General features: G+C 67.0%; 12 protein-coding genes. 9 read left to right on the top strand and 3 right to left on the bottom strand.

Annotated elements, in window-relative coordinates; translation table 11 throughout:
• Positions 1-4: 4 nt before the first annotated feature.
• The 3 genes from ACZ3HL_RS17540 to ACZ3HL_RS17530 form a co-directional block, all read right to left on the bottom strand.
• The gene (locus ACZ3HL_RS17540) at positions 5-373 is read right to left on the bottom strand and encodes a YciI family protein (protein ID WP_126737700.1); all 369 of its coding nucleotides are present in this window, start codon (positions 371-373) and stop codon (positions 5-7) included.
• Between the two features lie 108 nt (positions 374-481).
• Positions 482-3,190 carry a helix-turn-helix transcriptional regulator gene (locus tag ACZ3HL_RS17535; protein ID WP_465532055.1) on the bottom strand — a complete coding sequence of 903 codons (2,709 nt, stop codon included), beginning with the start codon at positions 3,188-3,190 and terminating at the stop codon, positions 482-484.
• A 67-nt stretch (positions 3,191-3,257) separates the two neighbouring features.
• Positions 3,258-3,809 carry a hemerythrin domain-containing protein gene (locus ACZ3HL_RS17530; RefSeq protein ID WP_465532053.1) on the bottom strand — a complete coding sequence of 184 codons (552 nt, stop codon included), beginning with the start codon at positions 3,807-3,809 and terminating at the stop codon, positions 3,258-3,260.
• A gap of 903 nt (positions 3,810-4,712) precedes the next feature.
• Here ACZ3HL_RS17530 and ACZ3HL_RS17525 point away from each other — a divergent pair.
• From ACZ3HL_RS17525 to ACZ3HL_RS17485, 9 genes are all read left to right on the top strand, one after another.
• Positions 4,713-7,451, top strand: coding sequence for a DUF4365 domain-containing protein (locus ACZ3HL_RS17525; RefSeq protein WP_465532051.1), 2,739 nt, complete (start codon positions 4,713-4,715; stop codon positions 7,449-7,451).
• A gap of 830 nt (positions 7,452-8,281) precedes the next feature.
• Complete coding sequence (locus ACZ3HL_RS17520; protein WP_465532049.1) at positions 8,282-9,481, top strand: hypothetical protein; 1,200 nt, start codon at positions 8,282-8,284, stop codon at positions 9,479-9,481.
• Between the two features lie 43 nt (positions 9,482-9,524).
• Entirely contained in the window at positions 9,525-11,141 is a 1,617-nt protein-coding gene (locus ACZ3HL_RS17515; RefSeq protein ID WP_465532047.1) for a Hint domain-containing protein, read from the top strand.
• Positions 11,142-11,155: 14 nt separating this feature from the next.
• Positions 11,156-11,668 (top strand): hypothetical protein, encoded by a 513-nt coding sequence (locus tag ACZ3HL_RS17510; RefSeq protein WP_465532045.1) that lies wholly within the window; start codon positions 11,156-11,158, stop codon positions 11,666-11,668.
• A gap of 479 nt (positions 11,669-12,147) precedes the next feature.
• Complete coding sequence (locus tag ACZ3HL_RS17505; RefSeq protein ID WP_465532043.1) at positions 12,148-12,390, top strand: hypothetical protein; 243 nt, start codon at positions 12,148-12,150, stop codon at positions 12,388-12,390.
• 67 nt (positions 12,391-12,457) lie between these two features.
• Complete coding sequence (locus tag ACZ3HL_RS17500) at positions 12,458-14,752, top strand: MMPL family transporter (RefSeq protein ID WP_465532041.1); 2,295 nt, start codon at positions 12,458-12,460, stop codon at positions 14,750-14,752.
• Between the two features lie 632 nt (positions 14,753-15,384).
• A complete protein-coding gene (locus tag ACZ3HL_RS17495) occupies positions 15,385-15,732 on the top strand; it encodes an ArsR/SmtB family transcription factor (protein ID WP_465419724.1) in 348 nt (115 codons plus the stop codon).
• 1 nt (position 15,733) lies between these two features.
• Positions 15,734-16,003 (top strand): hypothetical protein, encoded by a 270-nt coding sequence (locus tag ACZ3HL_RS17490; RefSeq protein WP_465419722.1) that lies wholly within the window; start codon positions 15,734-15,736, stop codon positions 16,001-16,003.
• A gap of 554 nt (positions 16,004-16,557) precedes the next feature.
• Positions 16,558-20,355 (top strand): WD40 repeat domain-containing protein, encoded by a 3,798-nt coding sequence (locus ACZ3HL_RS17485; protein ID WP_465532039.1) that lies wholly within the window; start codon positions 16,558-16,560, stop codon positions 20,353-20,355.
• Positions 20,356-20,484: the final 129 nt, after the last annotated feature.

Genomic DNA, 20,484 nt, shown 5'->3' with positions numbered 1-20,484 from the left:
ACCGTCAGGCGCCGGGTTCCTCCTGGAGGGCCCGCACCTCGACCTTGCTTCGCAGCGCACGCGAGGCCTGTTTCGCCCATTCGATCGCGACATCGTCGTTCTCGGCCTCGATGATCCAGAAACCGCCGAGGTATTCCTTGGCCTCGACGAACGGGCCCGGGGTCAGCACGGGGCTGTCACCGGAGTAGTCCACCGTCGTCGCGGTCGACGGCGGCTGCAGACCGCCCGCGGTCACGAACGCGCCCGCCTCCTCGACGGCGGTGTTGAACGCGCCGACCGCGGCCATGATCTCCTGCAGCTCCGCCGGGTCCATGTTCTCCATCGTCGGCTCCTCGGCGGAGTCGTGGGGGAGGCTCAGAAAGTACTTCGTCATGGTCGTCTCCTCGTCGTCGGTGATGCCGGAAACGCTATGCGGGGGCTCCCCGGTGAGGCATCGGTCATCGTGACCGGTATCGGGTAAGCCGATGACCGGCGCCCGCCGTCAGACGAGGCCGGCCAGCGCGGCGCGACCGGTGACGCCGAGTTTCGGATACGCCTTGTAGAGGTGGTGGCCGACGGTCCGCGGGCTCAGGAAAAGCTGTGCGGCGATCTCCTTGTTCGTGTGACCGGTGGCGGCCAGCCTCACGACCTGAAGCTCCTGCGGGGTCAACAGGGTGAGCGGACCGCTGCGCCGAGGCTCGTCACCCCGCTCGCCGAAGGCGGCCAGCTCGCCGCGCGCACGCACGGCCCAGAGCTCCGCGCCGAGGCCCTCGAACGCGGACACCGCCGCCGCGAGATGGGCGCGGGCCTCGGTACGCCGGCGCTGGCGGCGCAGCCACTCGCCGTAGACCAGCTGGGTCCGGCCTCGCTCGTAGGGGCCGCCGTGCCGCTCCTGGAGCCGCAATGCCTCGGCGTAAAGGGCGTCGTCGTCGGCCAGCAAGGCCTGGCACCGCAGAGCGAGGCCGGTGGCGACCGGGCGGTCGACGTACTCGGCCCAGTGCCGGAACGCGGCCAGCGGTTCGTGGGCACGATCCGGCTCGCCGCCACGCACAGCGGCCTCCACCAGATCCGGCACCGCCCGCAGCAGAAGGTCGCGGCCCGCGGGCCCCCGGCACACCGCCTCGAGCCGGTCGAGCGCTTCCTTGAACCGCCTGGCGGAAAGATCGAGCATGCCGAGACCCCACTCCGCGATCTCGGCGTTGACCCGGTGCCGGGCCCGGGCCCGCGGGAGCACCTCCTCGGCGAGCGCCCGGCAGCGTGGCTCGTCACCCGAGACGGCGTGGAGCCACACCTCCACCGACCGGTGCGCCAGGCGTTCGGTCGTGTTCCCGAGCTCGGCGGCCACGGACGCGCCTTCCGCCACGCACGCGCGGGCGTCCGCGAACTCACCGCGGAACAGCCGCGCCACGGCGAGCACGTTCAGGGTGTACGGGACCCAGCCCAGCGCCCCGGTGGCCCGCACCTGGGCCAGCATGTCCTCGGTCCCGGCGGCGACGCCGTCGTCGTCCGCGATCATGAGCCCGCCGAACCCGGCCGTGACGCGATGCATCAGGTCGTTCCCGCCGCCGCTCGTGGTGGTGTAGAGCTCGCGCATCGGGCCGACGGCCGCCTCCGGGCGCCCGGCGAAGAGCTCCGCCCAACCGAAAAGGGCCGTGACGACCGGCGTCCAGTGCTCCGGCGGGGTGAACCCGCGCATCAGGTCGACCACACGCTCCAGCAGGTCGTGCGCCGCACCATGCCGGGCGGCGTGAACGGCCTCGAAGAAGTTGAGCGCGGCGCGCTCCGGATCGGTGTCGCGCACCAGCTCGGCGGCCCCGATCGCCAACTCCGCGTCGGCCCGCGGGGACGTGCGTTCGTACTCCACCGCGCCGCGCGTGTAGATGGCGTCGGCCCGGACGCCGGTGTCGGTGGTGAGCGAGAGCGCTTCGGCCGCCAGCCGGGCGGCGCGGTCGGCCTTGCCGGCGTCGAACGCGGCCTGGCTGGCCAGGGCGATACGCCGCGCCTTCAGCTCCCGGTCGGCACTGAGCCGGCCGGCGCGGTCGTAGGCGGCGGACACCGCCATCGCGCCGCCTCGGTGCCAGGCCCGCTCCGCCGCAGCTTCGAGTTCGGCGGCCACCGCCTCGTCGGGCGTGGTGGCGGCCGCGGCGAGGTGCCACGCCCGGCGATCCGCGTCGGCGTCGGGCGCGTCGGCGTACGCGCGATGTACCTCGATCCGCCGGTGCAGCGGCGCGTCCTGGTAGGCGGCCGCCCGGACCAGCGGGTGACGGAACGTGATCCGGCTGTCGATCCGGAGCAGCCGGTCGCGTTCGGCCGGCGCCAAATCGCCGGGGGCGCCACCGAGGGCCTCGATGACGTGCAGGATCGTCGCGAGCGGCGCCGCCGTGTCCGCCGCCGCGGCCAGAAGCGCACGCTGGGTGGGTTCGGGAAGCTCGACGATCTGGCGGCGGAAGGTCTCCTGCACGCGCCGGGTCACCGGCAGAGGACGGACCTGCTCGGCCGGGTCGGGCTCGTCGGTGTCGTGGGCCGCGAGCCGCGACGCCCCGAGTTCGATGATCGCCAGTGGATTGCCGACGGATTCCGCGAGGACCCGGGCCCGCACCGGTTCGAGCAGTTCCGGAGCGTGGTCGTCCAGCAGCCGGGCGGCATCGGGCGCCGCGAGACCGGACAGATCCACGACCTCGACGCCCGCGATTTCGAACGGCGCCGACGTCTCGCGCACCGCGAACAGCATCGCGATCGGGTCGGCCACGAAGCGGCGGGCCGCGAACAGCAGCGCCTCCACGGAACCCTGGTCGAGCCATTGCAGGTCGTCGACCACGCACAGCAGCGGGGCGTCCTCGGCCAGATCGGCGAGCAACGACAGGGTGCCGGCGGAGATCAGGAACCGATTGGCCTCGTCTCCCTCGGCCAGGCCGAAAGCGCACCGCAATGCCGTGGCCTGGGGAGCGGGCAGGGCGTCGAGCCGGCCCAGATGGGAGAACAGGAGCTGGTGCAGACCGCCGTACGCCAGCTCGGAGTCGGACTCGATCCCCGCCCCGCGGACCACGCGCATGCCCTCGGCTTCGGCGATCGACACGGCGTGGTCGAGCAGGACCGATTTCCCGATGCCCGCCGCGCCCCGCAGCGACAGCACACCGCTGCGCGCGTCGCGCGCGTTCGTCAGCAGACGCCGGATCCGCGCCAGCTCGACGTCCCTTCCCACCAGCGACATGCGGTCACCCTAGATGGGGGGTGGCCAGCCGTCGCGGATCCGGCCCCACGGTTCGACGATGCGGGCCTCAGGACTCGTCGTCAGAGGACAGTAAGCCGTCCTTCTCGGCTCGGGCCACCACCTTCTTGACGAATTCGATCGAACCGCAGTCCTGGTCGAGCAGCGCGTTGCGGCGCGAGGCCCACGCCGTGCCCAGATCCTGTCGGACCTTCTCGCTCACCTCGGTGCGCGCCGGGTTGAGAATCGTCTGCTCTTCTTCGCCGATGTGGTGCATCAGCGCCTCGGACAGCTTCTCGACCGCGTCGTCGAATTTCTGGGTGTCGGTGCCTTTGCATTCCAGCAGGTCCAACAGCGCCTGGTTGCCTTCGGCGTGTTCTTCCTCGCCGTGCTCCTGCTCATGCTTGTCGATGGCGTCCTTGCGCCGCAGGGCGGGATAGACATCCTGTTCTTCGGCCTCGCCATGCGCGATCAGCGCCGCCGACAACGCGGCCCGGGTGCCTTCACGGTCCGCGGTCGCGTCCCGCAGATCACGGAGGAGCTGTTCGAACAGACGGTGATCGTCCAGGATGAGGTCGACGACGTCACCGGCGACAGGACGGGGGATCGTCACGGCAGTCATAGGTCGAGAATCCCTGTGCGGCGGCCGCCCGGCAACTCGGAGGACGGTCGCGCGCCGACCGTAGCGTGGACACACTGTCCGCGAAGAGTGCGACGCGGGCCGGACGGCCATCGCCACCGCCGTCCGGCGGTACTTCATCGGGCCCGCGCTCGACCGGCTCCCCGACGACGATGGATGACTTGCCCTCGCGCGCGGTGGTGGATCACTGTCCCACGTAGGAAAGCCGGGAGCAGATTGACGTAGCTCTGGGAGCTTTGGCCCGGCCGCGAGGCTGGTGCTCCAGATCCGCTCCGGCGGATGCCATGACTGAAGTTTCGAGACCGTGAGCTGAAGGGGACTCGAACCCTGACCACCGCATTGCCAGAACGCGGTTTCAGCTTTGTTGGGCGCTGTTGCAAGCGACGTCGTGCTCCAGAACTGCTCTAGGAAAGTTCGGTGTGAGAGATGCGGGCAACGACAATGGCTGAGGTGTATCGAGCGACGAGCTGGTTCAGAGGTGGCCTCGACTGGAAGCGGGGCGAGCGGCATAGCGTTGGTTCAGTCGTCATGACAGACCGGCTCTCCGATTACGCAGCGCTCATGCACCGGCTAGCTGTGCCAAGAAGAACCCGAGCCCCGGCTGCCGTGGCGCTGACGCCCAGCCAGGCTCTGCCGGTGATCCAGGAGTGCGGTGCCGTCTAGCGGCGAGTACGGCACCCCGAGCCCATCAACAGCGCCGAGGTCTTCGGTAGCCTACCGCGAGGATGCAGCCGAGCTGGTTGATCGCCCAGGAGTTCGGGAGTTGCTGACGGAGGATGTAGACAGTGCCCTTGCCAAGTTACCGGCAGTGTCGTTCTCATGCGGCACACTGGCCCAACACCCATGTCGTCGGACTCTGTGTGAGCGGTAAGGATTGACTGCCTAGTGTCCCGAGGTAAGAAGGTCAGTCGCCAGACGCTCATCGGCGAAGCTGGTATTGCGTTGATCCACACTCGGGTCACCGAGATGGGTTTTCTTTTCCATCCGCGCAGGGTCGACCACGGCATCGACGGTCACATCGATCTCGTTGACCCGTCGAGCGCTGAGGTGCTCAACCTGGTACTGCTTGTCCAGAGCAAGGCCAGCACCTTACCGTTCACGGCCGAGACTGACACCTCATTCCGGTACACATGTGACGAGCGTGATCTCAACTCTTGGCTTCGCGGAAATGCTCCGGTGATCCTTGTCCTGTCACATCCTGAGCAGGGTGAAGCGTGGTGGGTCGATATCCAGGCGGAGTTCGCTGATCCGCTGCGGCGCGCGTCACGGACCATAACCGTGGACAAACAGCATCAAGCTTTCGATGCTGCGGCAGCGTCGGAGCTGCTGCGCTGTGCGGCACCGAGGGCCCCCGGGCCTGACGCTCAGGTCGCGCTGGGCCGGCGGGTATCTGAGATTCAGGATCCGTACGCGCTAGAGGTGCATGAGGCGATCAGTTCTTCTGAACTCGACCACCGGCTGCCGCAGTTGCCGACATATGTCCGACGCCAACATGACAGTGATCTTGAAAAGGTCGTCGATCGGGCGTTGGCCGGCGAGAGTGGCCTCGCCGTGCTGTTGGGCAATTCTTCAACTGGCAAGACACGCTCGGCCTGGGAACAGGTTCAGCGCCTACCTGAACCGTGGCGGTTGTGGCACCCGACCTCTGCGGATGAACTACTGACAGAGCTACCAGAAGTTGGTCCTCATACGGTGCTGTGGCTCAACGAGTTGCATCGATACCTGTATACCGACGACGTCCAGCGAGATGAAGCGATCGCCTCGTGGCTCATCGCGGTACTCCAGGATCTCGACCGTGCGCCAGTCTTGATTCTGGGGACTCTGTGGCATGAGTATCGCCTTCGGCTCGCTCCGGCAGAGATCAAGAACGATACCCGACCGCAGGTACGCAGACTTGTCACTGGACACTTCATTCCGGTGCCAGAGACCTTTACCGAGGTTGAGTTGCGGCTGCTCGCTGGAGCGGCCGAAAATGACCCGCGGCTTGCGGAAGCTGAATCCAATGCCGAGGAGGGTCACGTTGCGCAATACCTGGCGGGTGGCCCAGCTCAGGTTGAACGCTATTTAACAGCGGATCCTGCGGCGCAATCCATCTTGCATGCTGCTATGGACGCGCGCAGGTTTGGCTGGAAATCATCTCTGCCCGCGACGTTCCTGGGTGATGCCGCGGAGGCATATTTGACTGAATTGCAACGGGATGGCTTGTCAAATGACTGGTTTTCCTGTGCAATCGACTATTTGCTGCCGTTGTGTCGAGGAGCGCGTGGCCCCTTGTCTCGTGTCAGGAAGAACTCGGCGGCGGAGCTTGAGACTAGCTACCGACTGGTTGATTACCTTGAGCAATATGGCAAGCGGACGCGGTCGGAAATCTGTCCGCCAGACGCATTCTGGCTTGCCGCTCTGTGTGATGACGTCGCGGGTGAGGATCAGGCTGCACTTGCCAGGGCGGCCTACACCCGGGGTCGGACGGCTATCGCTCATCAGCTGGCTCGGGCCGCCGGAGTGCGCGGTGTCGGGTCAGGATTAGCAGGGTTTGCTTCCTTGATAAGCGAAGCCGAAGGCCGTGAAGCTGCTTTGTTGTACCGGAGGCGGGCAGCCGAGAACGGCGACACCTGGTCCCAGGTGCTTATGGGTACTTGGCACGAAGACCAGGGCGAATGGGATGCAGCAAAGGCGTGGTACACCTTGGCTGACGACGGAGAAAACCCTCACGCTATCGTCGGGTTAGCGTCGATCCATACACGTCTGGGGGAGTCCGATCGAGCAGGGCAACTGTACGAGCAGGCTCTCGCTATTGGAGGGGCAAGGGCTGTCGAGTATCAGGCCAGGGATCTTGCTGATCAAGACGAGCACGATCTCGCTCTGCATCTCGCCACGAGATCTTTCCTGAACGGCAACGACGAGGCTCTCACTGGCCTGGCGTGGAGGTATGTATCCGCAGACAAGGATCGTGCATTGGCTGTGATGATGCATGCTATGAAACTTGGATTTCGTGGCGCGATCACTGAGATGATCATCATCGCCAGTACGTCCGGGGACTCGAATCTGACTCTTGCTTACTGTGATTTGGCGGAGAAATTCGGGAACCCAAATGCGTTGAGTGTTGCCGGTACGATGCACTTGAGGTACGGAGATGAGCGTCGCGGAATAGGTCTGCTGTGGCGGGCTTCTAATGCCGGATCCGGCTGGGCGTTGATGGAACTGGGAGATCTTCGCGCGAAACAGGGGCAAAAACGGCGCGCGCGCAAAATCTATCGACGGCTGTTGAAGGCTGGGCAGAAATACGCACTTGTGAGACTTGCCGTGCTGTCAGAGGAAGCCGGTGATAGCGCTGAGGCGGAGCGGCTTGCCGAGCAATACGAGCGTGCGTCTGTGGTCAAGTCGGACAATTCAGCATGGTACGAGGTCGCCAAAGCTCGACGGAAGCGTGGAAATGTTACCGGAGCGGATCATCTTCTGCGGCGCCTAGCAGGAGAGGGTGATCACTGGGCGTTGATCAGAATTGCTGAGTTGCGAATAGAAGATGGCGACAAGGTCGAAGCTCGGAAACTCCTGCGCCGAGCAATGAACAGCGGAATTACGTCCGCGAGGAGTCTTTTGTTGAACTTGGAAGAAGATGGCTAGTGCCACGCGGGTCGTCAAGACCATGCTTGAAGCTGCTTGCGAGATCCGCGTGGGCAGGTACTTCGCCGCGTTCGCCGACGGGGCGGATACCGTCGACGACGCTGGTTTTCAGCCACCTGCCGACACGCCACTGACACTACGGCTTGCCCCCGCCTTGTGCACGTCCTCGGCGGCCTCTTCCGCCCGCCTGACTACGTCCAGGGCCTGAACCCCTGGCAGGGCGCTCGGTAGATGGGTGGCCGAGAAGCTCACCGTCATCATCGAGCGGGACGTCCCTGCCCCGAACGCTCACTGGTGCCCTGTCAGCCAGCGGCTCATTCTTGTTCACCTACAGGACCAGGAGCGCCCAGATCAGGAGATTGGTCAAACGAACGGCCGCTGGCTGACACCGCCGCTATGGCTGTAACTGCATGGTGCCGATGCGGCGGTGGATCATCGACAGTGCCGTCAGGGGCTCCAGACGGTTCGTTCTGACGAGGGAAACCTGTCAGGTTCAGGTGAACCAGTTCGAGTTGCGATCTCCGGGGCTCCGGCCTGGCTGACCTTGAACAGCAGCAGCGCACCCTCGCCACTCAGCGACAAGGGTTCTTTGCATACAGATCCCGACTGCCACCAGCACCCATCTGACAGACGTCGACCGCGCTGGTCCCAGGCTCGGCGGCGGACCTGGTGGGCAGCAGCGTTCACCCGGCGAGAAGTGGGAATTCGCCGGGTCACGCGCGGTCTGGTGTGCCGAACGGCAGGCTGCGAATGTACCGGGAATGTATGGCCACTGAACCGGTTCGGGGCAGGCTTTCGGTCTTGCCGACCGGACCGATGAGGTGGGGTGCATGGACAGTAGGCGGGATTCCTTCCAGCGATCGCTTCTGTACACGGTGTCGGGTGGGGCGATATCCGTCTTCTTCGTTCTCGCCGCGGCACAGCAGGCGCAAGCCGCGCCCGGACCCATCTCGCCGCCTTCGCCCGGGAAGAACACGGCGCAGAAGGAGGTCGAGAACCGTAAGCGTGTCGATGCTGGTCCGTCTGGCAATAATGAGCAGCGTGGCAAGAAGGCGCGTATCGCCAAGGCCGAGAAGAGGAAGGCGGAGGACCGGAAGGTCGCGGAGAAGCGGCAGGTCGAGAATCGTAAGCGTGTCGATGCTGGTCCGTCTGGCAATAATGAGCAGCGTGGCAAGAAGGCGCGTATCGCCAAGGCCGAGAAGAAGAAGGCGGAGGACCGGCGTGGCACGGATGGCGGCCGTGACACCGCGTTACGGCGATCGGGCGATGAGGCACGGGCGCGGCCCGCCGACCGGGAGCGGGGACGACAGTCCGATTCGTCGCACTCGGCGAGCGGTTCTTCGTCGCCTCGCCGTGGCCAGGACGCGGTGGCCGTGCGCTCCACGGCACCGGAACCGACCGCCGGGCAACGTGAGGAACAGTCGCGCAGGCAGGCACGCAACCGGCTGGCGTATGCCAATCCCGCACCGCCGCGCAGCGACAAGAACGCCGTAACCGTCCGATCGACCGCGCCCGAGCCGACCCCTCGGCAACTCCAGGAACAAGCACACAGACAGGCGCGAAACCGGCTCGCCTACGCCAACCCCGAACCGCCACGCGGCGACAGGAACGCCGTGACCGTCCGCTCCACGGCACCGGAACCGACCGCCGGGCAACGTGAGGAACAGTCGCGCAGGCAGGCACGCAACCGGCTGGCGTACGCCAATCCCGAATCGCCGCATGCGCGGCCGCGTGACAACGGCTCGAACCCGCCTGGCGACCCTGGCACGGCGGCGCGGATCCCACCCCAGGGTGACGAGAAGCCTTCCGCGCCGGTGCGGATGCCGGAACATCTTCGCGACCTCCTTTATGGGGGGCCAGCAGCCTCAGCGCAGGGATCCGCTGTTCCCCGCCGCTCACGACGTCCGGGAAGCCGACCGCGAACCTGTTCCGCCGCATCTCAAGGACGTTCTGGCCGCCTCGCCCACACGCGACCGGGAAGAGCGGTTTCCGCTGCTGATGCCTCGATCGGACAAGCCCGCCCCACGTGACGGGTCGAGCACGGCACGGCCCCACCCGCCGGAGAAGAGTGTCTTGGCGCAGGTCGAGGAGTCCGTCGAGAGCACGGTCGGAGGTGCACTGTCCACGGCCAGGGATTGGGCCCAGGACGAGATCGCCCGGGAACGCGCGGCCGAGGACAAGAACGCCGACTGGCTCACCTTGGGACGGCGTGCCGCGGCCGGCGGCTACGCGTCTTTGCACGACGGCGCCCAGCAGGCCGGGGAAGCCCTGGACCTGCTCAACCGCGCGAAAGACGGCGATCAGGAAGCACAGCGGCAGATCGAGAAGTACGCCCAGGACGCCGCCGAAGGCATCGCGAACACCGCGACCGATGCCTGGAACGATCCTCAGGGAACGTGGAACCGGGCCGTCGAAAGCACCGAGAAGGCGGTCGAGGACTTCAAGGACGCTCCCGCTTCCGGCATCGGCGGCATCCTGAGCGACGTCGTGGGGCCGGGCAAGTTCGCCAAACCGGTGAAGGCGATCGACGCGGCCATCCCCGACCGGAAAGACGGGCGGGCACCGGAGCCGAACGCCGGTGATCAACCCACTGACACGACCACGCCCGCTCCCCTTGCCGCCCCGGTGGACGCGTCAGCCGGACGAACCCCGGCCCGGCCGGGCACGGATTCGCGCCGCGCCGAGGGCGGTGGCGGCCGTGGACCGGGCGTCATTCCGATGCCGGTGACCGAAGTGCCGAACGTGTCCCGGCCCGGACGGTCGGCCGATCGGTCATCGAGGGACTCGACGCCAGATGGTGGCTCGTCCCGGCGAGGCACCCGCGAATCGGCAGGCACGCCGTCGGTGCCGTCTGGTGAACGGACCAGCGGCAAGCCTGCGACGGACCGAGACGCCGAAGAGGATTCCGGCACGGCCGGGCAGCCGGATCGATGCCCGGCGAACAGTTTCGTGCCCGGCACTCTGGTGTTGATGGCCGATGGCAGCCGTAAACCGATCGAATCCGTCAAGGTCGGTGACTTGGTCGCCGCGACCGATCCGGAAACCGGTACATCGGGCGCCAGGTCCGTGGCCGCTCTCATCACCGGTTCCGGCCGGAAGGACCTCGTCGACATCACCCTCGACACCGACGGGGACGTCGGCGACGCGACCGGCACGATCGTGGCCACCGACGGCCACCCGTTCTGGAACGACAGCTCACGGACCTGGACCGACGCCGAAGTCCTCATACCCGGCCAACGCCTGCGAACACCCGACGGCCGATCGGCGGCCATCACGTCGAGCGTGAAGCGAACAGTGACGCAGACCGTGCACAACCTGAGCGTCGCCGGCATCAACACCTACTACGTCGTCGCCGGTGACCTGCCGGTGCTGGTGCACAACGCCCCTCCGACGGGATGTTCGCTGACCAGTGCCGCATCGGCTCCGATCATCAACAGCAAGACGCTCTTCACGGCGAAGGACAACTCGTTCCGCGTGGATCTGGAAAACCAGAATCCTGGCCGGCCAGGGGCGGGTATCCATCTCCAGTTCATGGGACGCGGTGCCGATCCGAACAAGTACTACTTCCGACCAGAGGACGGCAAGTGGGTGGCTGGTAATGGCGCTGTCCTACCCGAGCGTGCAGCGCGTAAAATTCCGGCGAGTGCCATCGCCAGAGCATACCGATATCTAGGGTTGGGAAGGCCGTGAGACACAATTCGCCGATGGAGCGGCTCTGGAGTGAGTCGGAGCGTGTCCACGATGCCGAGTTTCCGCGTGACCTGCAAGATATCCTCGACGCAGGCTGGCTGATCGGCCCGGCCGGTTCGCTGCTGCTCGGCAGTCTGTATTCCACGGATCGAGAGCCAGTTTCCGCGGATCGGATCGCCGACCATGAATATGAGACCAACGACGTCTGGATACCTCCGACAGGGATTCCGCGGGAACGCGACCGGTTCTTGTCCGGCATGGTGGCCAGGGCGCGGCGATTCATCACCGGCGCGATGCTGGCCGCGCGTGATTTCGAGGCCTCGAAATCGCTGGTCGCCGTGCTGTCCGTCGGTATTGAAGACGACTACCTCACGCACGGCGCGACAGTAAGATTCTTCACCAGGCGGGGTGACTATCCTCGATACTTCGACGACCTGGAGAGGTTCGAGATCGAAGCCGTGACCGTGGTCGAGGTACACGACGTGGTGAAGCACGCCGTGCCCGGCGACGCTCGTGAAAACAGGTGAGCCTCGTCGAGGTATACCTGGTACGACTCGCTTGAGCAGCCGTGCCCGGCGAGGTCAGTACCCTGCGGCACAAGGGTTCGGACGGGCATGGGCCGGCGTATGGTCGGCAACGTCGTCCATCGCGATGGTGTGTGGATGTCAAGCCGGCTGGTCGTCGTCCTGATCGTCGGTCACGGGAGCTCCTTGTTGTTCGAACCGTTTGTCCTGAGCATCATCGGGGCTTCTTGATATCCGTTCTATAGCCGAGCTATCCGCTCACGCGGCCGGTTCGAGAAGCCCGGTCAGGTGTTCGGCGATGGCCGTGACCGTCGGCTGGTGCCGCTTTCGCCCCTTCTGCGAGTTGGGCGGCAACTCGCTGTATGCCGTCCGGATCGCCGCGGTGATGCGTGAGCGGGCTGCCCCGCGTTCCGCTGCGCCAGCTGTAGCTCACTCCGACGGTGAGTGACGAACGGGGTCGAAGAGTGAGTGCCAGGTGCGGGTTGACATTCGGGCAGCTGCTCGGGGCTGTCGTTCTCGTCGGCGGAGTGGTGGCTGCCGCGGCCTGGCGGCGCAAAGAACGCCTGCTCGCCGAGCAGGTCAAGAGCGAACTCCGCGGGCTCGGCGAGTGCCCGGCCGAGGTCGGGCATCGGGTGGACCACCTCGAGTGCGCGATCGCCCGGGGCGTGGACCGGCCGCGCCTCACTCTCGATGAGCTCCTGATAGGCGTAGAGAGCATGTGCTAGCGTTACTTTGCAGGTGATGAGTTTCGCTTCTCTAGCCTTCCGCGGTCTTCAGGGGAAAGGACAGCTCATGGACGGCATTCGCGAGCCGGCGCGCGACAGAGCGGACGGGGACGGTTCGCCGACGCCGCCCAAGGGGCGCCGGGGGCAAGGAGCGTTCGCGGAACGCATCGCGGTCTGGGCCGCGACGCACCGCAAGACGGCCATTTTCGGCTGGCTCGGCCTGGTGCTGCTCGCCGTGGTGGCGAGCATGACGATCGGTGGACCGGACGCGGTCAACCTGCAGCCCGGCGAGGGCGGCAGGGCACAGGCCGCGATGAACAAGCAGAACGAGTACATCCGCTACCACGAGAATGTGCTGATCCAGCCGCTCGAACCGGGCGGCGGGCGGTTCGAAGACGACCCGCGTCTGGTCGCGGCCGCCGAAAACCTGGTCGCCGAGCTCAAAAAGCATCCGGACGCGGTCGGTGAGGTCAAGTCACCACTGGAGTCGGCCGCCGAGGGCTACGTCTCCCGCGACGGCTCGTCCGGGCTGGTCTCGTTCGTGGTGAACTGGCCCGTCGATCAGTTCTACGAGCACATGGACACCGCCACCAAGGCGGTCGAAACCGTCGCGGCGAACCACCAGGACGTCCGGGTCGTGCAGGCGGGCGACCGCAGCCTGACCTCGGCCGTCGACACGGCGGTCAAGGACGATCTCCAGCGTTCGCACCTGCTTTCCCTGCCCTTCGTGCTGCTGATCCTGCTGATCGTGTTCGGCTCGCTGGTGGCGGCCGGTATCCCGGTGCTGCTCACGATCACCGGTATCGTCGGCGCGCTGAGCCTCGTCATGGTCGTCGGCAAGGTCATCCCGATCAACAGCGCCGGTTCGGCGATCATTCTGCTGGTCGGGGTCGCGGTCGGCATCGACTATTCACTGTTCTACCTGCGTCGCTACCGCGAAGAGCGGCATGCCGGGCGCGACGACGCCACGGCGCTGAAGACCACGGCGCGCACCTCCGGGCATGTGGTGCTCTTCTCCGGGTTCACCGTGATCCTGTGCCTGGTCGGCCTGCTGTTCACCGGCCTCGGCGTGTTCGTCGGCGGGACGATCGGCCTGTCCCTGGTCGTCGGGCTGGCGATGATCGCTTCGGTGACCGTGCTGCCCGCGATCCTCGCGTCGCTGCGCCACCGCGTCGACAAGGGCAAGATCCCGTGGCTCGGGCGCAGCCGGACCGCGGCCGAGGAGTCGAAGGTGTGGACCGGAGTGGCGCGGCTGGTGACCAAGCGGCCCCTGCTGTGGGGTGGCGCCGGCGTGCTGGTGCTGCTGATGGTCGCGATGCCGGCGCTCAGCATGCGCCTGCAGGACGCCGCGGCGATCAACAGCCTGCCTCGCGACGTGCCCACTGTGGACGCCGCGATCCGGATGCAGGAAGCGTTCCCCGGTGTTCCGGTACCGGCACGGGTGGTGATCTCGAACCCTGACGGCGCTCAGGCCGACTCGCCCGCCTTGCGCCAGGCGATCGACGGCCTGCACGGCCAGATCGCGGCCAGCGGCGGACTGCTGGCGGAACCCATCACCGTGGACCGGGTCGACCGGGCGGTGGTAGTCCGGGTACCACTGGCGGGGTCGAGCACGGACGAGACTTCGGAGCGTGCGCTGGAATACCTGCGTGGCAAGGCGGTTCCCGCGACCGTCGGCCAGGTGCCCGGCGTCGAAGCGGCGGTGACCGGAAAGACGGCGCAGGCGTACGACTTCACCGTGCAGCTGCGGGAGAACACCTGGATGGTGTTCGCGTTCGTGCTGTTGCTGGCGTTCATCCTGCTGGTGTTCGCCTTCCGGTCGCTGGCGATCCCGATCGTCTCGATCCTGCTGAATCTGCTCTCGATCGGCGCGGCGTACGGCGTGGTCACCTGGATCTTCCAAGGCGGCAACCTCAGCGGCCTGCTCGGTTTCACCTCGTACGGCGGGGTGATGGGCTGGCTCCCGCTGTTCATGTTCGTGGTGCTGTTCGGGCTCAGCATGGACTACCACATCTTCATCCTCAGCCGGGTCCGCGAACGCTGGGCGGCCGGCGCGAGCGCGAAGGACGCGGTCATCGGCGGCATCGGGCACAGCGCCGGCGTGGTGTCGAGCGCGGCCGTGATCATGGTCGTGGTGTTCAGCGTGTTCGTCACGTTGACCTCGATCGAGAACAAGATGCTCGGGATCGGCCTCGGGGTGGCCATCGCGATCGACGCGACGGTCGTACGCGGGGTGCTCGTGCCCGCCGCGCTGACGTTGCTGGGTGAGCGGGCGTGGACATTGCCTCGCTGGCTGCGTTGGCTCCCGGACGGCAAGGCGGATCGGCCACAGCCCCGGGAACGGGAAGTGGTGTCGTTGTAGCACAAGCGGAAGCCGCCGTCGCGAATCTGCTGGACGCACTCGGCTTGCGCGAATCCCATGCCGCGGCGAAGGAACTGCTGGATCTGTTCCTCAGTGACACCGCCGACCGGCCGGTCGGCGAAGGCCCTGCCTGGTTGTCCGATGTGGCCGATGACCATTCCCCGGTCGAATGGTCCGTGGCCTTCGACGGCGACCGGTCGCCGACGGTGCGGATACTGGTCGAACCACTGGCCGCACGACCCGGCAACGAGGCGATCGCCCGTACCGGGCTGCGGATGCGCCGAGGGCTGGGCCGGTCGATCGGCGCCGGTGTGGCCAGCGACCGGCGCGAGATTTTGATCGCCCGACTTGTTACTCGTTCAGTGTTACCGCCGTGTTCGCATACGCGCTTCACCCGAAGGCGGGCGATGCGTATGGGGCACCGGGCCGGGCGAGCAGGGGAAATCCGACCGCGAGCGGATCGATTCCGGTGCCGGTGGCGCCATGGCGTAGGTATTTCGTCGGGCGCGGACGGTTTCGAGCTGAATTCCCGGGCTTCCCCGGTCTCGGGACTCCGCCGGTGGGCCTGCGTCAGGAAAGGGTAGCTCCGGGTAACATGTGCTAGTATCTATTGGCATGTGCTGGGTATCCACGTGACCACGGAACCGCCTACGGGGGAGGCGCTGGCCCAGGTTCTCGCAACGCTGGCGAACCCGCACCGCATGCGCGTGATCGCGGCTCTCGTCGGCGAGCGTAACTACGTCAGCAGACTGGCCAGGGAGCTGGGGATCAGCCGGGCCCTCCTGCAGGTTCATCTGCGGAAGCTCGAAGCAGTGGGCCTGGTCGAAGCCCGTTTGGAGATCTCGCATGACGGGAAGGCGATGAAGTTCTACGAGGTGACCCCGTTCGCGTACCACCTCACGCCGGAAAGCATCGCGGCTGCGGCGCGCACGCTGCCCGCGCACGAACCCGCCGGTGCGGCGGACGGAAGGGAAGACTGACATGGGTATCCGCGGCTGGCAAGAGCTCGTCGGTGTCATCGGCATCTTCGTGCTCCTGACCTGCGTGATCACGGTGGCCATCTGGCAGGTCGCCGCCTCCGTCAGGGCGAAGGCGAACATCGCGCGTGAGGCGGCGTACCGATCGCTGGCCGAGCGTGCGGTGGCCGCGCAGGAGAACGTCGACAAGCAATTCGGTGAAACCAAGGCGCAGCTCGCCGATTTGCAGGTCCGGTTCGCCGCCATGGAGAAGATTCTGAGTCAGGTCGAATAGATTCCCGGACGGTGGGGAAGGTGTCATCGGCCGGCTCGGGTGTTGTACAACCCCCAGGCAGCGCCCGAGCCGACCTCCCTCCGCCCTGCTCTATTCGCTTCGTTTTCCCAGCCCACCGAATAGCGCGCGTATTGACGATTTATCGCGTGCACCCCGACGCTCCAACTGTTGTGTGTCGGCGAATTCAGGAGCAAGGGGAACGACTTCGTATCTCGGCACACTGCGCGCCCCCGCTTCGGCGCCGGGTTTCTGATCCATGATCGGCACGTTGCCGACCCGCAGAATGTCGAGCTTTCACGCGAACGAGTGAAAGCTCGTCAGGCTATGCGCGGTTGCGGGGACCATGGCGGAATCGTTGGCGGAGTGACGTGATCTGGGGAGGCTGCGTGTCGCCTGATGCGCTGCATCGCACTGTTCTGGTTGTGGACGTGGAGCGATTCAGCGGCCGGAAGAACCCGGAACAGAGGAATGTGCGCAACGCGGTTTATACGGCGTTGGCTCATGCGCTCGGCCCGCACTGGGGCGCCTGTCATCGCGAAGACCGGGGTGACGGTGTGTTTCTCCTTGCGCCGGCGGATGTTCCGAAGCAACTGTTCGTCGAGCAGGTGCCCGGTCGCCTGGTGAAAGCGTTGAACGAACACAACCGCGCGCACGGGACCGGCGAGCAGATCCGGCTGAGGATGGCGTTGCACGCTGGGGAAGTTCTGCTCGACGCGCACGGCGCGACCGGCGTCGCGATCAACCACACGTTCCGGTTGCTCGACGCGTCGCCGTTGAAGGAGGCCCTCGCCGGGTCCGCCGGCGTGCTCGCGGTGATCACCTCCGACTGGTTGTTCCGTGAAGTGGTCTGGCACAGCGCTGCCGACGAGACCCGCTATCGGCCCAAACGAATCCGGGTCAAGGAAACGGAGACGCTGGGGTGGATCTGCCTGCCGGACGACCCGTACCCGCCCGACGTCAGCCAGGCGGAGTGGCCGGAGGACGTCTGCCCCTATCCGGGTCTGCGTGCGTTTCAACCCGGCCAAGCGCGGTGGTTCTTCGGCCGCGAGGCGGCCTTGTCGGTGTTGATGGACAAGATCGATCACCGCGGCGGGCCGGTCTTCGTCGTCGCACCGTCCGGTGCCGGCAAGTCGTCGTTGCTTCGGGCAGGGGTGACAACCGCGGTGGCCGACAGTGGACGCCCATGGTTGTTGCTCACCCCGGGAAAGGAGCCTTGCGAGACACTGGCACAGCAGGTCGCGCAGCTCATCGACGGCAGCGTGGATGGCGTGCTCTCAGCGGTCGGATCTGATCCTGCCCTGCTGGCGAGCATGCTGCCCGACGGGACCGTCATCGTGGTGGATCAGTTCGAAGAGGTGTTCACCCTGTGCGCCGGCGAGGCCGAGCGGCGGCGTTTCATCGCCGCACTGATCGCGATGCGTGCGGTCCTCGGGGTGCGGGGCGACTTCTACGACCATTGCCTCGCTGACGATCAGCTCGCGACGTTCCTGCCGGCAAGCCAGTTCAACCTCCAGGCGATGACTCCGGCCGGGTTGCGAGCGGCCATCGAGCGGCCGGCCCGGCAGATCGGCGTCGACGTCGAGCCGAGTCTGGTCGAGGTCCTCCTGCACGAGATCGGGACGGACGCGGGCGGACTCCCACTGCTGGCCCACGCCTTGGCCGTCACCTGGCAGCGGCGCACTGGCGACAAGCTGACCTTGGCGGATTACGACCGGACCGGGCGGATCCAAGGCGCGATCGTGGCTACCGCGGACGAGGCCTACGCGCGTTGTTCCACGGTCGAGCAGCGCGTGATCTTCCAGCACATCCTCATGCACTTGGTCGTGGTCCGGCACGACGCGCCGCCTGCCAGGCGGCGCGTGGATCCGGCCGGCCTCGTCGAGGGTTTCGACGCGCCGCGGACCGCTGAGACGGTTCTCGGCTGGCTGATCGAGAAACGTCTGGTCACGCTGGACGACAACGCCGTCGAGCTTTCCCACGAAGTGCTGCTGCGGGCGTGGCCGCGGCTCGGCGCCTGGATCGAGACGGGCCGCACCGATCAGGTCATCCGGCAGCAGTTGATCGAGGCCGCCGAACAGTGGGAGCGAGAAGGGAAACCGGTCGGATCGCTGTATCGCGGCGATCGGCTGGCCATCGCAAGGGGGTGGCAGTCCAGGAGTGAGCACCGCGCCGCTTTCACGCCGCTCGGAGCGGCCTTCCTCGGCGCGTCGATCCGGCACGAAAGCCGGCGGGCCAGAGTGCGTCGAACCGCGGTCACCATGCTGGCCGTTCTTGGCCTCGTCGCGTCCAGTACCGCTGTCTACGCCTTCCAGCAACGTGACATCGCCCAGGAACAACGTGACGCCGCGATCTTCAACAAGGTCACCGCCGAGGCGAACCGGATACGGGCCATCGACGTGTCGCTGGCGGCCCAGCTCGATCTCGTCGCCCACCGGATGCGCCCGGCCGATCCGGACACGGGCACCCACTTGATCGTCGACGCGAACGCGCCGCTGTCCGCCACGTTGCCCTCGGGCGCCAAGGACGTCAGCGTGGTGGCGTTGAGTCCCGACGGGCGGACGCTGGCCACCGGCAGCGGTAGCGGTGACCGGCTCGTGCGGTTGTGGAACATCGCTGATCCGGCCCGCCCGGTGTTACTGAACGAAATCATCAGTCACGGCGAAGCGACCCGTGCGCTGGCGTTCAGCCCGGATGGGCGCACTCTGGGCACAGGCGGCGCCGACAACACCGTGCGGCTGTGGGACGTCACCGACCCAGCCCGCCCTGGGGTGCTCGGCCCGCCGATCACGGGGCATACCAAGACGATCCGGTCGTTGGCGTTCAGTCCTGACGGGCGGACGCTGGCCAGCGCGGGCGACGATCGGACCGTACGGCTGTGGAACGTCACCGACCCCGCTCAGCCCACGGCACTCGGCCCGCCGATGGCCAGGCACACCGACGCCATCTACTCCGTGGCGTTCAGTCCCGATGGCCGGACTCTGGTCACCGGCGGCGATGACCGGACGATGCGACTGTGGGACATCGCCGCGCCGGACCGGGCCGAACCCTTCGGGCCACCGTTGACCGGACACACCGCGGCCGTTCATTCGGTGGCGTTCAGTTCCGATGGACGGATGCTGGCCAGTGCGAGCAACGACCGGACGGTGCGGCTGTGGAACGTCGCCGACCCGGCTCGCCCCGAGGCGCTGGGCAGGCCGATCACGGGGCATGCCAGCGCCATCCGGTCGTTGGCGTTCGGGCCTGACGGGCGGACGCTGGCCACCGGCGGCGACGACTACACCGTGCGGCTGTGGGACGTCACCGATCCAGCCCGCCCGGCGTCCATCGGCGCGCCGATCACCGGGCATGCCGACGGCGTCCGGTCGATGGCGTTCAGCCCGGACGGCCGCGTACTGGCCACCGCCAGTGGCGACCGGGCGGTACGACTGTGGAACATACCCGACACTGTCCTAACTGGACATACGAGGGAAGTCAACGCGCTGGCGTTCAGGCCTGACGGGCGCATCCTGGCTACCGGCGGCGGCGACCGGACCGTCCGGTTGTGGGCGCCGGCCGATCGGCGGCAGCTGGGCGGGCCGCTCACCGGCCACCAAGACGACATCAACGCCTTGGCGTTCAGACCGGATGGCCGCGTGCTGGCCACCGGCGGCGGCGACCAGACCGTGCGGCTGTGGGACGTCACCGATCCAGCCCGCCCGGCGTCCATCGGCGCGCCGATCACCGGGCATGCCGACGGTGTCCGGTCGTTGGCGTTCAGCCCGGACGGCCGCATCCTGGTCACCGGTGGCGATGTGAAGGACGAGAACACCGCGCGGTTGTGGGACGTCGCCGACCCGGCCGAACCCGTGCTGCTGGCCCAGATCGTGATCGGACCGGACGCCAACGCCTTGGCGGTGGCGTTCAGCCCGGACGGAAGAACCCTGGCGACGGGCACCGAATACAGCGACGTCGCGGTGCGGTTGTGGAACATTTCCGATCCGGCCAAGCCCACGTTGCTGGCCGGACCCCTCAAAGGGCACCAGGACGACATACGCCGGGTGGCGTTCAGCCCGGATGGGCGGACAGTGGCCAGCGGCGGCGGCGACAACACCGTGCGGCTCTGGCGGACAGCCGACCGGACGCAGTGGGGTCAGCCGCTCACCGGCCACCAGGCCGAGGTCAACGCGGTGGCGTTCAGCCCCGATGGCGCCACCCTCGCCACCGGCAGCCATGACCACACCGTGCGGCTGTGGGACATGACCGTGCCCCAAGCCATGCGCAGCATCTGCGCCATCACGGGGAACACGCTCACTCGCGAGATGTGGGACGAGTTCGTGTCGGCTGAGCTGCCGTACAGTCCGCCGTGTTCCTGAGACAGGAGTCGACCCGGCCCGGGCCGACTCGGTGCACCCCGGGTCGTCGCCTCCCCGATGACCCGCGGACGGTGCTGATGGCCATCGGTCCGGCATGAAACCGGCGCCGGGATCGTGAGAACCGGATCC

This window comes from Amycolatopsis sp. NPDC000009 (assembly GCF_055563465.1).
This window is presented reverse-complemented; position numbering and strand designations above follow the sequence as displayed.

Coding starts and splice junctions, on each gene's coding strand:
- ACZ3HL_RS17535 (WP_465532055.1), bottom strand. CDS start 3,190: ATGTCGCTGGTGGGAAGGGACGTCGAGCTGGCGCGGATCCGGCGTCTG.
- ACZ3HL_RS17510 (WP_465532045.1), top strand. CDS start 11,156: ATGGAGCGGCTCTGGAGTGAGTCGGAGCGTGTCCACGATGCCGAGTTT.
- ACZ3HL_RS17530 (WP_465532053.1), bottom strand. CDS start 3,809: ATGACTGCCGTGACGATCCCCCGTCCTGTCGCCGGTGACGTCGTCGAC.
- ACZ3HL_RS17520 (WP_465532049.1), top strand. CDS start 8,282: ATGGACAGTAGGCGGGATTCCTTCCAGCGATCGCTTCTGTACACGGTG.
- ACZ3HL_RS17490 (WP_465419722.1), top strand. CDS start 15,734: ATGGGTATCCGCGGCTGGCAAGAGCTCGTCGGTGTCATCGGCATCTTC.
- ACZ3HL_RS17540 (WP_126737700.1), bottom strand. CDS start 373: ATGACGAAGTACTTTCTGAGCCTCCCCCACGACTCCGCCGAGGAGCCG.
- ACZ3HL_RS17500 (WP_465532041.1), top strand. CDS start 12,458: ATGGACGGCATTCGCGAGCCGGCGCGCGACAGAGCGGACGGGGACGGT.